Origin of the sequence: Streptomyces sp. NPDC008313 (assembly GCF_042956125.1) — a bacterium.
Classification (GTDB): Bacteria; Actinomycetota; Actinomycetes; order Streptomycetales; family Streptomycetaceae; genus Streptomyces.
The window spans coordinates 197,487-209,983 of the sequence record NZ_JBIBFR010000015.1; the positions used below are offsets into that span (position 1 = coordinate 197,487).

Sequence of the window (12,497 nt, forward strand, 5' to 3'; positions counted from 1 at the left end):
CGACCCAGCCACTCAACTCGTCATCCAAGGAGTCCGACATGTCCGCCGCCCTCATCACCGCCACCGAGATCGACGTCAAGCCCGAGCAGGGCGACGCCGTCGCCGAGGCCTGGCAGAAGCACAACGACGCCTCCGGCTTCGCGGGCCGCATCCTCTACCGCGGTCTGGAGAGCAACTCCGTCCTGGAGCTCGCCCCGCTGGACGGCTTCGAGCGGATGGAGGAGCTGCGCGCCGACTGGTGGAAGCTCTGGGAGGCCGTCGGCCCGATGGGCGAGGGCGACTTCCGCCGCCAGTTCCTCCAGTTCGTCGAGGCCCCCAAGCCGGCCGCCGGCGCCCTGCCCGACACCCGGTACGTGCAGATGCGCCACGTCGAGGTCGTGCCGCGCGTCTACCGGCAGTACCGCGCCTGGCGCGAGGAGACCATCTTCGACGTGGTCCGCACCTCGGACGAGGTCGAGAGCTTCCAGGCGTTCCACTCGCTGGCCAGCACGGAGCCCGGCGTGATGTTCGTGTCCGGCTTCAACGCCGACCCCGCGAAGTACATGGAGGCCTTCACCTCCCCGCGCTACCAGCAGATCGTCCGCGAGGCGGGCGACACGTACATCACCGGAGGCGACCACGGTCTCTACACCCGCATCTACGAGCGCGTCACCGCCGCCTGACCGCCCTCGCACCCCTCTCTCCCCCCCCGCACCTCGCAGCCTCACCCCACCCCCCCTCCTACCTCAGGGCATCCCTCCCACCAGTCCAACCAGGGCGTCGGCCGCCTCCTCCCCCATCGGCCCCGCCCGCCCCGCGGCCGGCCGCGGGACCCCCCTGGCGTCCCGTGGCCGGCCGTCCGTTCCGGCGAAGGAGCAAAGGAGCACCGACCATGACCGTCACATCCGTGGCCACCGAGGCCCCGAAAGCCACCGCACCCCCCGCCCCCGCGGCCGTGATCTCCTCCGCCGAGGTCACCGCACCCCCCGCCGCCCCGGCCGTCGTGACGCGGACGTACGACTTGAGCGTCACGACACAGGGGCCCCTGTACCCGCCGAGCGAGATCGTCGACGAGAACGGTGACTTCGTCGTCATCGGGCGGATCAACCGGCCCGGCCCCGTCGGCACCACCGTCTCGGAGTGGGGGAGCGCTCTGGTCTCCCCGGACAGCCCGCTGCCGCCGCTGGGCCAGAACCTGCCGTACGACATCGTCCGCGAACTCGACTGCGCCGACCCGTCCTCCGTCGACGCCGACACCCAACTGCACACGCTGCCGCTGCCGTTGCCGTGCAACAACTACCCGATGCTCTTCGCGCCGGAACAGCGCCCCGACGCCCACGACGTCCGGCGCCCGAGCTATCCGCTGCACGGCGCCCCGATCCCGGACCTGCGTGAGGAGGACGGCCCGAAGGTCCGCGAACCGATCACGCTCGGGCAGTGGGTCAAGGCGCGGGCGCAGCTGGAGGTCCATGTGCCGGCCCACCGGCGCGGCGCGGACTTCTCGTTCGCCTTCACGGGGCTGATCCCCGACAGCCTCTACACGGTCATGTCACTGCGCGAGCACGACCTCGACCCGGAGAACCCGACGCGCCCCGGCCCGCTCGGCGTGCCCAACGCCTTCATCAGCGACAGCAACGGGATGGCGCACTACCGCGCGACGCTGCCGAACCCGTTCCCCGCCCCCGGGTCGCCCGGCGCCAACCGCGTGATCAACGTGGTCGTGCTGTGGATGAGCTACCAGCAGAACTACGGAGGCGCCATCGGCCACTTCGGCCTCGGCGGGGACATCCACGCCCAGCTGAAGCTGAAGGGGGCGAGCTTCCAGGAGTTCACCACGATCCCGGCCCGCTGACGGACGACCTCTCGTCCGCGGTACCGGCCGTCACCCGAAGCACCCCGAAGCCCAGAGGAGAGACGAGACATGAGCAACGCGCAGCCCTCGCAGCCCGTGCGGCCCACGCAGCCCATCGGCATCATCAGCACGGGTTCGTACCTGCCCGCGACCGTCGTCGACAACGACGAGGTCGGCGCCGCGGCGGGCGTGACCGCGGAGTGGATCGAACGCAAGACCGGCATACGACGCCGCCACCGGGCCGCGCCCCACGAGGCCACCTCCGACCTCGCCGCCGAGGCGGCGCGCAGAGCGATCGAGCAGGCCGGGCTGACCCCCGACCGGATCTCCTACGTGGTGGTCGCCACCTCGACCCCCGACCACCCCCAGCCGGCCACGGCCGCCATCGTCCAGCACCTGATCGGCGCGCACCGGGCCGCCGCCTTCGACGTCAACTCCGTGTGCAGTGGCTTCATGTTCGCGATGACGGCGGCCGAACGGATGCTCCACGGCGAAACGCCCGACGCGGGCGCGGCGCCGGGGGAGCAGGGCCCGTACGCCCTGGTCGTCGGCGCGGACGTCTACTCGCGCATCGTGGACCACACCGACCGCAAGACGGCGATCCTGTTCGGCGACGGAGCGGGTGCCGTGGTGCTGGGCCCGGTGCCGTCCCGGGTCGGCTCCCTCACCACCAGCCTGGTCACACGCGGCGACCAGCACGGCCTGATCAGCGTCCCTGCGGGCGGCAGCAGGCGCCCGGCGTCGGCGCGGACCCTGGAGGAGGGCGGCCACTACTTCACGATGGACGGCCGGGGCGTACGGGGATTCGTGCACGACAACCTGCCCGGGGCGATCCGGGGGCTGCTCGCCAAGGCGGGGGTGGACGGGCGCGAGGTCCGCCACTTCGTCCCGCACCAGGCCAACGGCGTGATGCTCGCCGAGGTCCGGCCCGACCTCGGCATGGACGCGGCCCGTATGCACCTGGCGCTGGCCCACCACGGCAACACGGGCGCCGCGTCCGTGCCGATCACGCTGGACCTGGCCCACCGGCGCGGGATGTTCGCGGAGGGCGACGTGACGGTGCTGTCGGCCTTCGGCGGCGGCATGTCCGTGGGCTCGGCGCTGCTGCGCTGGGCACCGACCCGGTACGCGCGGCCGGCCCGGACGCGGACGGACGTCGGGACCGAGGCCCGCATCCCGCACGGGGCCACGCGCGAACCGGCGCTGGCGGGCTCCCGATAGCGGGGGCGACACGGCCGCCCGACGGCCCACGAAGCGCCCACCGCATCAGCCGGCACCCCGCCCGACGACCGATACGAAGCCCGACGACCGATACGAAGCCCGACGACCGATACGAAGTCCGACGACCCGTACGACGCCCACCTCGCGACGAAGAGAGCCCCCCGTTCACGCCCGAAGGAGCCCACGTCATGACCACCGCATCCCTGACCGCCGCATCCCTGACCACCGCACCCCTCACCACCGCATCCCTGACGGCCACCGCACCGATGACCACAGCGCCCGCGCCCACCTCGTCGCCGACGACCGGACCGATACCCGCCTCCCCGTCCCCCAGGCTCTACGTCCTGGCGAGCGGCACCCTGGCCTCGGTCCAGCGCGACGGCCGCTGGTACCTGATCGACACGGGACCCGGCGCGAAGGCGCCCGTCCTCCGCCTGGCGGGAGACACCGACGACGAGGGGCTGGAGCCGCACATCTGCCGGAGCATCGACTGACCCCCGTACGCGCGCTGAGGGACGACGGCCCGAAAAGGACCGCCGTCCCTCAGCGCGTATCGCGTACCGCCTCAGCCAAGAGGCAGGGCGCAGTCTCCGGCGCAGGCCCCGGCGGACTCGTCGTGGTCGAGGGACCGGCCCATGGACCAGCAGGCCAGAGCGCAGCCGGAACGCCCGTCCGCGTCCGCCGGCCGGCGCAGACGCCGGGCCAGGTAGTCCCGTACGGCGGGGTCGTCCCCCACTCCCCGCGGGTGACCGACGCAGTCGAGCATCGGGAAGTCCGAGGGGTGGTCGCCGTAGGCGAAGCAGTCACGCGGACTGACCCCGGGGTACCGGGAGAGCAGGCGCAGCACGGCCGACCGCTTGCCCTCGCCGATCACCGGCTCGGGTACGTCACCGGTGTAGCGGCCGTCCTCGACGACGGGGGAGGTGCACAGGACGTGCGTGGCGCCGACCTGCTCGGCGATCGGGTCCAGGCAGGGCGCGAACGACCCGGAGACGAGGACGATCTCCGCTCCGGCGGCGCGGTGCCGGGCGAGTTCGGCGACGGTGGAGGGGACGAAGAAGTCCCGGTGGTCGGCCGCGCTGAGCGCGAACCACTCCCGCCCGAGCGCCGTCATCGCGGCGGCGCTCTCGCCCGCGTAGCTCCGGTAGTAGGCGCGGTTGACGCTCGCCCGCGACTCCCCGGCGGCGGACCGCCGTCGCAGCTCCCCGGCGATCCGCTCGTACTCCTCGGCCCCTTCGGCCCCGTGGCGGCGCACGAGCTGGAACCGCAGGAAGGTGAACATGCTCTTGCAGCTGATCAGCGTCTCGTCGACGTCACAGAAGACGAGATAGGCGGGCCGGCTCTCCGCCGCGCGCGCACCGCCCGGGTCCACCCGGATCTCACTGGTGGCAACACTCATGGTCGTACGTCCTCCCCGTTCGCGAATAAAATTCGTTCGCGAAGGTATCACTCCGGTGGAAGGCCCACCAGAAGCCACGACAGGGTCCGATGCATCTCCGCCACGTGCCGACCGGCACCGTGTGCGTCCCTTCGCGGGACCAGGACCTGCGGACCAGGTCGATCGGCCGATGGTCGCGCGAGAGCCGTACACCTAGGCTGCCGAGCAGGAATCGGCAGCTCAGAAAGAGGTCACGATGCCCGTCGACGGTCGTAGTCACATCCGCATCGCCCGGCCTTCCCGGGACCTGGCGGTGGCCGAGCGGTTCTGGGTGCGCGGGCTGGGACTCGGTGTGGTGTGGCGGGCCGAGGGCGGGCCGGAACCCGGTGAGCACGACCTGCTGATGGTGGGCTGGCCGGACGCCGACTGGCATGTGGAGCTGGTCCACGAGCCCGCCCGGCCCGTCGAGCCCCGGCCCACCGAGGAGGACCTGCTGGTGATCTACGTCGACGGCTCGGTGCCCGATGACCTGGTGACCCGTCTGGAGGAGCACGGAGGCAAGCGGGTGCCGTCGCCGAACCCGTACTGGAACCGGTGGGGCGTCACGATCGAGGACCCGGACGGCTACCGGCTCGTGCTCTGTGAGCGGGCCTGGTCGAACGTGTAGCGGCGGGTGCTGACCGGGTGCGCTGTCCCGCGCTAGCGGTGCAGCCTTCTTCGCACCCACAGAAGCCCGATCACGCCGCCCAACGCGGCCATGTACGCGGTCAAGAGGTCGTCGTTCACCAGGAGGCCGGGCATCGCGACGACGGCCACGATCAGGAGCCAGCCACATCCGGCCACGGCAAGGTCCGCTGCATCAGGGCGACGTCGGCCGTCTCGCACCCGTTCCCCGTTTCGTCGGCTACGCCCGGTCGATACGACACGTGCGGGTCGAGTGAGGTGCGGGTGGCTCGTCACACCTTCTCGACGCGCACGGAGCAGCCCGCGAGGAGCTGATCCATGTCGTCGGTGTCGCAGGTGAAGAGGGTCGTCTGGGCGCCCTGGGTTGCTTCCCGCCCGGCCACAGCCGCCAGAACGGCGTCGATGGCGTACTTGTGTCCGTGCAGGCCGGCTTTCCTCAGCATGTCGCGTGCCACGGCGACCACCTGGTCGTCCGTGTGCACGACACGGATCCGGGAGAGCGTCTAGTTCCACAGCGCCTGCCTCGACGTGTCGCGCGGGTCCCATGCCTCCAAGGTGGTGAGGGCCGAGGTGACGATCGGGATGTCCAGCCCCGGGGCTGTCTTGATCAGCGCGGCCATCTCCCGATCCCCCCGGACCGCTTTGGACAGGGCCTCGGAGTCGAACACGAAGACGCGCTGCCGTGGCCGGGGCGACTTCGCTCGGACGGTGCGGCTCACGCGGCCTCGCCCGAGGACGGCTGCTGCCCGTCGTGCCAGCCGTCGATGGCGGCGATGCGATCCAGCGCCGCCTGCTGCTCGTCGTCCGTCACGGCGCCGTGCTCTTCCTCGAGGCGGTCGGACAACTCGCGCAGTCGGTCCATCGATAGGGTGCGTCCCCATGACGCGGACTTGGATCACTCCCGTACTGCTGCTGTTCTGCGGCGCGGCCGTTGCGACCGGGCAGGTCGTCAGCGGGAACCCCGGCGAAGCGGCGGCACTGCTGCTGCTGTTCGTGCTGCTCGCGGGCGTGAACTCCCCTCTGGTCTTCCCGAGGTCGGTCGGTGCCGAGGAGGCGCGACGCCGTAGCGCGGCCGACGGCCGTCCCGTCGTCTACTGGCGGCCGGGCTGCGTGTACTGCCTGCGACTGCGCTTCCGGCTGGGCCGCGGCGCCCGCGGGCTGCACTGGGTCGACATCTGGCGTGACCCGGCCGGTGCGGCAGCGGTGAGGGCGGTCAACGACGGCGATGAGACCGTGCCGACCGTCTTCGTAGAGGGTCGGCCGCACACCAACCCCGATCCCGCATGGGTACGCGAGCAGCTCTCGCCTCCGGCGTGAGACGGGTGCGGCGTACCCCTTGTGCCCCGGCAGGACCCGAGCCCGCGTGAGTCGCTGCCGGTGCCAGCCGTTGGTCCTGCGACACCCGCTCGAGGGGTTCGATCACGCCCCGTGGCGCTCCCTTCGGCGCCCGGCCCGATGAAGCCGCGCTCCTCCTGGGCTCAGCAGGAGCAGACGGGCGGAGCCCGTGTCCGCGAGCAGTCGTGCGGTCTGCGGGGACGGGTGGTGCAGCCGCAGGGACGCGTGGGTCTCGTCGGCGTGACGTGACACGTCGAGGAAGACGTGCAGGCCGCTGGTGTCGCAGCGGTCCACGGTGGTCAGATCGACGTCGATGGTGGTGATGCCGTCATGCAGGCACCGTTCCAGAGCGGCGCGCACCTGGGGCGTGGTGGCCGGGTCGATCTCACCGGCCAGGGTGATCAGTGCCCGCCTGCGCCGGTCGTGCCGGTAGATGTTCAGCCGCGGAAGAGTCATGACGCCTCGGTTCGGGTGCTCCAATGCCCAGATGCCTGGGTTCAGGTGCGCGGATTCTCAGGTGTCTCGGTCCACGGGTTTCGGCCGCACCTCGCCCGGCCCGGGGCCCGGGTGCACGTCCCGGGCATGAGTCGCCGCGGACCGGGCCGACGGTTCCGAGGCGCGGCCGGGCGGCCGCGCGGAGGCCTGGATGATCACCCGTGGTGCTTGGTACGGCTGCGGCACGGAGCGGACGCGGTGGCCGGGCCGGGGAGCGCTGTACCGGTACGCGGCGATCCTGTCGGCGTGCTGGAGGTCGAGCCGGTGGATCACGTACACCGCCGCCGCGACGAGGACCAGGAAGGCGGCGGCCATCAGGAGGGCGTTCATGGTGGCCACCTCACACAGCGATGATGAGCCGGCCGGCCGGTGCCGGCGGACCGGACTGTCCGGGAACGGTGGCGGACACCGCCGAGGCGCCGCCCTCGTACTCCCATGCCTCCAGCGGTCCCTGTGGCCGGTCGACGTCGGAGACACCGGGTCGGTCCGCCTCCGCGGCGATCAGCGCGCTCGCGGTCAGGGCTGGGTCGGCGGGGTCGGACGCGGCTGCCATCAGCCGGGCCGCCGACTCCGTCCCGGTTCCGGGCGGGACGACGAGCAGATCGAAGCGCCCGGTGCCGTAGGAGAGCAGCAGCAGCTTGTGCGGATCGATCTCCGGGGTGAACCAGCCGACTCTGACGACGTGCCCGTGCACGGGAACCTGGCGGGGGATGACCGGCCAGTGCTCCGGGTTGACGGCGATGCGTGTGACGCGGCCCCAGAGGGGGTCCAATACGTCGGTGAGCGCCGGCAGTTCGCTCAGCAGATTCCGGGACCGGGGCCACCAGGCTCCGTCCAGGAGTCCCCGGGAGGCGCCGTCGGTCTTCAGCGCGAGGCGCGCAGCCGGCGCCGCGACGGGCTCGGCGTGCTGCGGCAGGGTTGGGAGCAAGGTCGCCGACATGATGCGGACCCGTCTCGGGCCGCCTCTGCGGCGGCCCGGGTTTCATCTTTCGCCGGGAACGACCCGGCGTGGAAGCCGGTGTGCGAGATGCCCTCGGTACGGTCCACGCTACTCCGTGTTTCCCTACGGCGTGGAGCGGCGGCCAAAGGGAGTGGGGCACCCGTGGGGTCGGCGCGGTACACGACGACATCCGGGCGGCGGCTCCCGGCGGTGGCTCCCGGCGGTGGCTCCCGGCGGTGGTTCCGGGCGGCGGCTCAGGGCGGCGGCTGGGTGCGGGACGTCCTGACGTCGGACGCCCTGACGTCGGACGTCGGACGTCGGACGTCGAAGTCCGTACCGGCGTTCCGCGTTCCGCGTTCGGCGTTCCGCGTTCGGCGTTCCACCCGAGCCCGGGGCGGTTTCCAGGGCGCTCCGGGCCGGTACCGGTCGCTCCGGGCCGGTACCGGTCGCTCCGGGCCGGTACCGGTCGTTCCGCGGTCATGGGTCCGTCGAACGGGGCTGGGTCTCCGGGATCCGTGAGGTGAAGAACATCGCGAGGAGAGCGGTGAAGGCGAGGATGGCGAGCGCGGCGCGCAGACCGTCGATCCTGGCGTCGGCGTTCGCGTCGAGTGCCGCTCGCGTCACCTCCGTGCTCGCGCCCGCTTCGTCGAGGGCGGACTTGAGCTGGGCGTCCGACAAGAACGGGACGCCGCTCTGGAGTTCGACGGCCGCCTGGTTCTTGACCTCCGCCGGGATTGCCGGATCCTGGTCCACGCTGGTGAGGAAGGAGGTCGTCAGGGCGGCGATCATGATCGACCCGGCGAGTGCCGTACCGATCGAGGCGCCGAGGTTGGTGACGGCGTTCTGTACGCCGCCCACCTCCGCGCTCTGTGCTTCGGGCACCGCGGACACGGTGACCGACCCGAGCTGGGAGGCCAGCGCGCCCATGCCGAGTCCGATCAGCAGGAGGGGGAGGGTGACGATCTCGGCGCCGGCGTCCGCGTCGAGCGCGGCCATCAGGGTCACCGCGCCCGCGAGCAGTGCGAGGGTCCCGAGTCTCACCACCCGCCGCGGTGAGACGTCCGGGAGAAAGCGGGGGATCAGGATGGCGGCCGCCAGCAGGGTCAGCGAGAGCGGCAGGATGCGGGCGCCGGTCGTGAGCGCGGACAGGCCCAGGGCGACCGACAGATACAGCGGTACGACGAAGAAGACGCCCATCTGAACGAGATACTGGAAGAAGAACATCGTCAGTCCGCCGGTGAGCTGCTTGTTGTGCAGCATGCCCGGTTCGACGAGGGGCTCCCTGCGCCGCTCCACCACGCGGGCCTCCCAGCGGAGGAAGAGCCAGATCAGAAGCAGACCGGCCAGCATCAGCCACACGACCAGCGACACCCCGAGCCACGAGGGCGCGTCGGGCTTCGGCTGGAACCAGCCCCATTCGTCCGAGCGGAGCACGCCGTAGACGAAGATCCCGAGCCCGAGGGCGGACAGCACGGCGCCGACGAGATCGACGCGCGGGCGTTCGCCGACCGGCGCGTCGGCGATGCGGCCGGCGAGCATCAGGATGCCGAGCACGATCACGACCTCGCCGGCGAAGACCCACCGCCAGGAGAAGTACGTCGTGGCGACACCGCCGATGAGCGGCCCGACCGCGATCGCCACGGCCCCTGCGGCCGCGACGAGACCGTAGGCGGCGGGACGGCGTTCGGCGGCGAAGTTGCTCGCCACGAGCGCCACGATCGCGGGCAGGATGAGGGCCGCGCCGATCCCCTCGAGGAACGACCAGCCGAGCAGCAGCACGGGCAGGTTCGGCGCGAGCGCCGTGGTGAGGGAGCCGCAGCCGTAGATGACGCAGCCGATCATGAACGCGCGCTTGCGGCCGATCAGCGCCCCGGTCTTGCCGCCGGGGATCATGAACATCGCCATCACGAGGGTGTAGGCCGTGATGGCGCCTTGCACGCCCGTCACCGTCGTGCCCACGTCTTCGGCCACCGTCGCGATCGAGACGTTCATGACCGAACTGTCGAGCGCCATCAGAAACTGACCGGCCGCGAGCGCCAGCAGGACGATGCGCGCCGTTGCCGCACTCTCAGCGGTTCCTGATCCGGGTGCCATGCGCGCATGGTCCCAGCCGCCCCGGAGGGCGATCCTCGACCCGCCCCGGAGGTCAGCCGGTTGGCGGACCGAGGCCGGCGGGTCGCTTCGGGTGGGAGTCGTCATGCCGTGGGAGGGGCGTTCCCCGGCTCCCGTCCCGTCCGCCGTCGACCCGCACCGTGGAGCGGGCGTGGTTCATGGCGGACGCCCTTCTACGCGCAGCCCGGCGGTTCGTCCTTGGCCGGTACGAATTGCATCGTGGGCATCCCGGCGGCATCGAAGTCGGCAGTGTCCGGCCCGATCAGGGTCATGTAGCCGGCGAGTACCTGGCTGTCCTGCGCGGGCTCGCCCTTGACTTGCTCGACACCGGGGAAAACGGTGTCGAGAACCCACCAAAGGCCGCCGAACTTGGCCCACTTGATCCCACAGTGCGTAGAGAGGTCGTAGGGATACGGCTTGTGCTGCCTGGGCTTGGGCGGCCCTTCCTGCCACGCGTCCATCGTGGCGGTGCGGGCGGGCAGCGTGGGGCCTTTGTACCCCTCGTCGCCCGGGTCGTCGGACGAGTGCGAGCAGCCGGAGAGCAACAGCCCGGCGCTCAGAGCGCTCAGGAGCAGGATGGCGGCTTGGCGCGATACCTTCATGCATCTTCGACGCCGCGGACATGTGTTTCGTTCGATCCGCGATCAGGGGACGTTCCGCCGCTCGTACCCTCCGAGGCGGCTGCCGTTCCCCGTCCTGTCGGGCACGCGATGGGTGAGCTCCGCCCTGTGTCGGACCGCCCGCTCCCGCATCGCTCACGCGCCGCCGACTGCTGAGCCGCGCGTGGGTCAGATCTGGCCGAGGTCGATCTCCACCGCGAAGGGTGCCGCTGCCTTGAGGACGCCGGTGAACACATCTCCGTCCCGGTAGGTTCTCGTCGCGGGGTCGAGAACGTAGGTGTACACGAGAGGAACGCCTGTCGCGGCCTGCTCGATCCGCCAGTAGAAGCCGATGCCTGCCTTGGCGTACTGGTCGACCTTCACGATCCGGTCGGTGGTCTCCGAACCTGGCGACACCACCTCCGCGACCAGCAGCACGTGCTCAGGGCGGGTCGGGGTGATGTCGATCGTGTCCGCGCGGTACACGACGACGTCCGGGCGGCGATTGGTGAGCGGGACGTCCTGAAGCCGGACGTCGAAGTCCGTGTCGGCGTTCCACTCCGGGCCCGCGGCGGCGTCCAGGGCGTTCGCCAGAATCCGGGCGAGCCGGTTGTGCCGTTTGGACGCACTCGGACTCACGACGACCATCCCGTCCACGATCTCGATGCCGGCACACTGCTCCTCGGACCAGGACTCGTACTCCTCCACCGTGATCTGCTCATGCATCCACGCCGGGGCCACCATCTCGGCCGTCATGAAACACCTCCCGGGCACTGTGCCGCGGGCCCGATCCCGCTGGATTCAGCGTACTGTCTGCCGTCCGTCCGTCCGGCTGATGTCGCCCACGCCCCACTCTGTCCGCTGGGATCGACTGGCGAGCCCGCGACAAGTGATCAGCCGGCACGGTGGACACGTCACCAGGGGATCAGAGCCAGACCAGCGATACCGCCGACCTCGTGGCCACACCGGTGAGCGCCGCACCGCCCAGCGCGGTGAACCGTCACGGAAGGACACGATCCATGCCGCTGCCCCGGCCCGTCGATGTCAGCCGTCGATGTCAGCCGGAGCGCGGAACGATGCTCACCGCCCGGTAGTCGTATCCGTCCTGCTTGAAGCCGGGTGCTTCCCAGATGAGATCGACCTCTTGCCCTGCCGACAGCGTGCGGAAGCCGGGCGCCTGTATGTCGGAGTAATGGCCGAAGCACCCTCCGGGGGTCTCGGGCGAGTCGAGGACGCCCCACCCCTCCTCGTCGCGCCACTCACGCACGGTCGCGGTCACGACCGAGGCGACCTTACGGCTCCCTCTGCGGCGGCCCATCGGCCCCTCCTTTCACTGGCACCTGCGAAGTCACCGGCGGCTTCACACTGGAGCCGTTGCCGGCCGCCCGTAGAGGGCATCCCGTGTTCACGCGCGTGGCCAGGTCGGCACGTAAGGCGGTGAGTTCGGTGATGCGGGCGTCGATGACCCGGATCTTCTCCTCGAAGAGCGCGGAGAGCCCTACCGCGGTGTCCGGTGCCTCGCGCAGCTTCTCGCCGTTCCGCGCGATCTCCGCCAGGGAGAACCCGAGTGCTTGCGCGGTGCGAATGTATTGAAGCCAGGTCACCGTCTCGGGCGGGAAGTCGCGATACCCGTTGGGCAACCGCCGACCTGCAACGAGGCCGACCTTCTCGTAGAACCGGATCGTCTCTCTTGTCATGCCTGCCTGCGCGGCAAGCTCACCGATGCGCATGCCCCCCCATCGGATGCCGGGCTTGACCTTGGAGCGTACTTCACTGTTTAGCGTGAGGCATCGCTGCCACGAGCCCTCTAGGGCCTGTCTGATGTCGTGATCTCTCTATTGGCGGTTCCGGCCTTGGCGGGCCGGAACCTTCGGTAGAACAGTGCCCGTGACTCGAGCGCAA

18 protein-coding genes and 1 pseudogene are annotated in these 12,497 nt (G+C 71.0%); 6 read left to right on the forward strand and 13 right to left on the reverse strand.

The window, feature by feature from the left end:
* The first annotated feature begins 38 nt into the window (after positions 1–38).
* The 4 genes from ACFY93_RS21860 to ACFY93_RS21875 all read left to right on the forward strand — a co-directional run bounded on the left by ACFY93_RS21860 (position 39) and on the right by ACFY93_RS21875 (position 3,546).
* Complete coding sequence (locus ACFY93_RS21860; protein ID WP_391361514.1) at positions 39–662, forward strand: hypothetical protein; 624 nt, start codon at positions 39–41, stop codon at positions 660–662.
* Positions 663–871: 209 nt separating this feature from the next.
* Complete coding sequence (locus ACFY93_RS21865) at positions 872–1,831, forward strand: hypothetical protein (protein ID WP_391361516.1); 960 nt, start codon at positions 872–874, stop codon at positions 1,829–1,831.
* Between the two features lie 69 nt (positions 1,832–1,900).
* On the forward strand, positions 1,901–3,052 hold the full coding sequence (locus ACFY93_RS21870) for a beta-ketoacyl-ACP synthase 3 (RefSeq protein WP_391361518.1): 1,152 nt from the start codon (positions 1,901–1,903) through the stop codon (positions 3,050–3,052).
* 188 nt (positions 3,053–3,240) lie between these two features.
* The gene (locus ACFY93_RS21875; RefSeq protein WP_391361520.1) at positions 3,241–3,546 is read left to right on the forward strand and encodes a hypothetical protein; all 306 of its coding nucleotides are present in this window, start codon (positions 3,241–3,243) and stop codon (positions 3,544–3,546) included.
* 71 nt (positions 3,547–3,617) lie between these two features.
* On the opposite strand, the gene ACFY93_RS21880 is transcribed toward ACFY93_RS21875, so the two are convergent.
* On the reverse strand, positions 3,618–4,451 hold the full coding sequence (locus tag ACFY93_RS21880) for an HAD-IB family hydrolase (RefSeq protein WP_391361523.1): 834 nt from the start codon (positions 4,449–4,451) through the stop codon (positions 3,618–3,620).
* A 235-nt stretch (positions 4,452–4,686) separates the two neighbouring features.
* Here ACFY93_RS21880 and ACFY93_RS21885 point away from each other — a divergent pair, with 235 nt between their 5' ends.
* Complete coding sequence (locus tag ACFY93_RS21885) at positions 4,687–5,097, forward strand: VOC family protein (RefSeq protein ID WP_391361525.1); 411 nt, start codon at positions 4,687–4,689, stop codon at positions 5,095–5,097.
* Between the two features lie 32 nt (positions 5,098–5,129).
* On the opposite strand, the gene ACFY93_RS21890 is transcribed toward ACFY93_RS21885, so the two are convergent.
* The 4 genes from ACFY93_RS21890 to ACFY93_RS21905 all read right to left on the reverse strand — a co-directional run bounded on the left by ACFY93_RS21890 (position 5,130) and on the right by ACFY93_RS21905 (position 5,976).
* The gene (locus ACFY93_RS21890; protein WP_391361528.1) at positions 5,130–5,273 is read right to left on the reverse strand and encodes a hypothetical protein; all 144 of its coding nucleotides are present in this window, start codon (positions 5,271–5,273) and stop codon (positions 5,130–5,132) included.
* A 113-nt stretch (positions 5,274–5,386) separates the two neighbouring features.
* Positions 5,387–5,596 carry a hypothetical protein gene (locus ACFY93_RS21895; RefSeq protein WP_391361530.1) on the reverse strand — a complete coding sequence of 70 codons (210 nt, stop codon included), beginning with the start codon at positions 5,594–5,596 and terminating at the stop codon, positions 5,387–5,389.
* 21 nt (positions 5,597–5,617) lie between these two features.
* Positions 5,618–5,833 (reverse strand): hypothetical protein, encoded by a 216-nt coding sequence (locus ACFY93_RS21900; protein WP_391361533.1) that lies wholly within the window; start codon positions 5,831–5,833, stop codon positions 5,618–5,620.
* The gene (locus tag ACFY93_RS21905; RefSeq protein ID WP_391361536.1) at positions 5,830–5,976 is read right to left on the reverse strand and encodes a hypothetical protein; all 147 of its coding nucleotides are present in this window, start codon (positions 5,974–5,976) and stop codon (positions 5,830–5,832) included. The genes ACFY93_RS21900 and ACFY93_RS21905 overlap by 4 nt, the downstream gene beginning before the upstream one ends.
* A gap of 17 nt (positions 5,977–5,993) precedes the next feature.
* Between ACFY93_RS21905 and ACFY93_RS21910 the strand changes: the two genes are divergently transcribed.
* Positions 5,994–6,431 carry a glutaredoxin domain-containing protein gene (locus tag ACFY93_RS21910; RefSeq protein ID WP_391361538.1) on the forward strand — a complete coding sequence of 146 codons (438 nt, stop codon included), beginning with the start codon at positions 5,994–5,996 and terminating at the stop codon, positions 6,429–6,431.
* 102 nt (positions 6,432–6,533) lie between these two features.
* Here the strand turns inward: ACFY93_RS21910 and ACFY93_RS21915 are convergent, their stop codons facing one another.
* From ACFY93_RS21915 to ACFY93_RS21950, 8 genes and pseudogenes are all read right to left on the reverse strand, one after another.
* Entirely contained in the window at positions 6,534–6,905 is a 372-nt protein-coding gene (locus tag ACFY93_RS21915; RefSeq protein WP_391361541.1) for an STAS domain-containing protein, read from the reverse strand.
* Positions 6,906–6,962: 57 nt separating this feature from the next.
* A complete protein-coding gene (locus tag ACFY93_RS21920) occupies positions 6,963–7,274 on the reverse strand; it encodes a hypothetical protein (protein WP_391361543.1) in 312 nt (103 codons plus the stop codon).
* Between the two features lie 10 nt (positions 7,275–7,284).
* A pseudogene (locus ACFY93_RS21925) lies at positions 7,285–7,991 on the reverse strand (DUF5994 family protein).
* 370 nt (positions 7,992–8,361) lie between these two features.
* On the reverse strand, positions 8,362–9,978 hold the full coding sequence (locus ACFY93_RS21930; RefSeq protein WP_391361546.1) for an MFS transporter: 1,617 nt from the start codon (positions 9,976–9,978) through the stop codon (positions 8,362–8,364).
* A gap of 191 nt (positions 9,979–10,169) precedes the next feature.
* Positions 10,170–10,598 (reverse strand): hypothetical protein, encoded by a 429-nt coding sequence (locus tag ACFY93_RS21935; protein ID WP_391361548.1) that lies wholly within the window; start codon positions 10,596–10,598, stop codon positions 10,170–10,172.
* 186 nt (positions 10,599–10,784) lie between these two features.
* Complete coding sequence (locus ACFY93_RS21940) at positions 10,785–11,351, reverse strand: Uma2 family endonuclease (protein ID WP_391361551.1); 567 nt, start codon at positions 11,349–11,351, stop codon at positions 10,785–10,787.
* A 301-nt stretch (positions 11,352–11,652) separates the two neighbouring features.
* On the reverse strand, positions 11,653–11,913 hold the full coding sequence (locus tag ACFY93_RS21945) for a cold shock domain-containing protein (protein ID WP_391361554.1): 261 nt from the start codon (positions 11,911–11,913) through the stop codon (positions 11,653–11,655).
* Positions 11,888–12,325, reverse strand: coding sequence for a MerR family transcriptional regulator (locus ACFY93_RS21950; protein WP_391361555.1), 438 nt, complete (start codon positions 12,323–12,325; stop codon positions 11,888–11,890). Before ACFY93_RS21950 ends, ACFY93_RS21945 begins: the two co-directional genes overlap by 26 nt.
* Between the last annotated feature and the right edge of the window lie 172 nt (positions 12,326–12,497).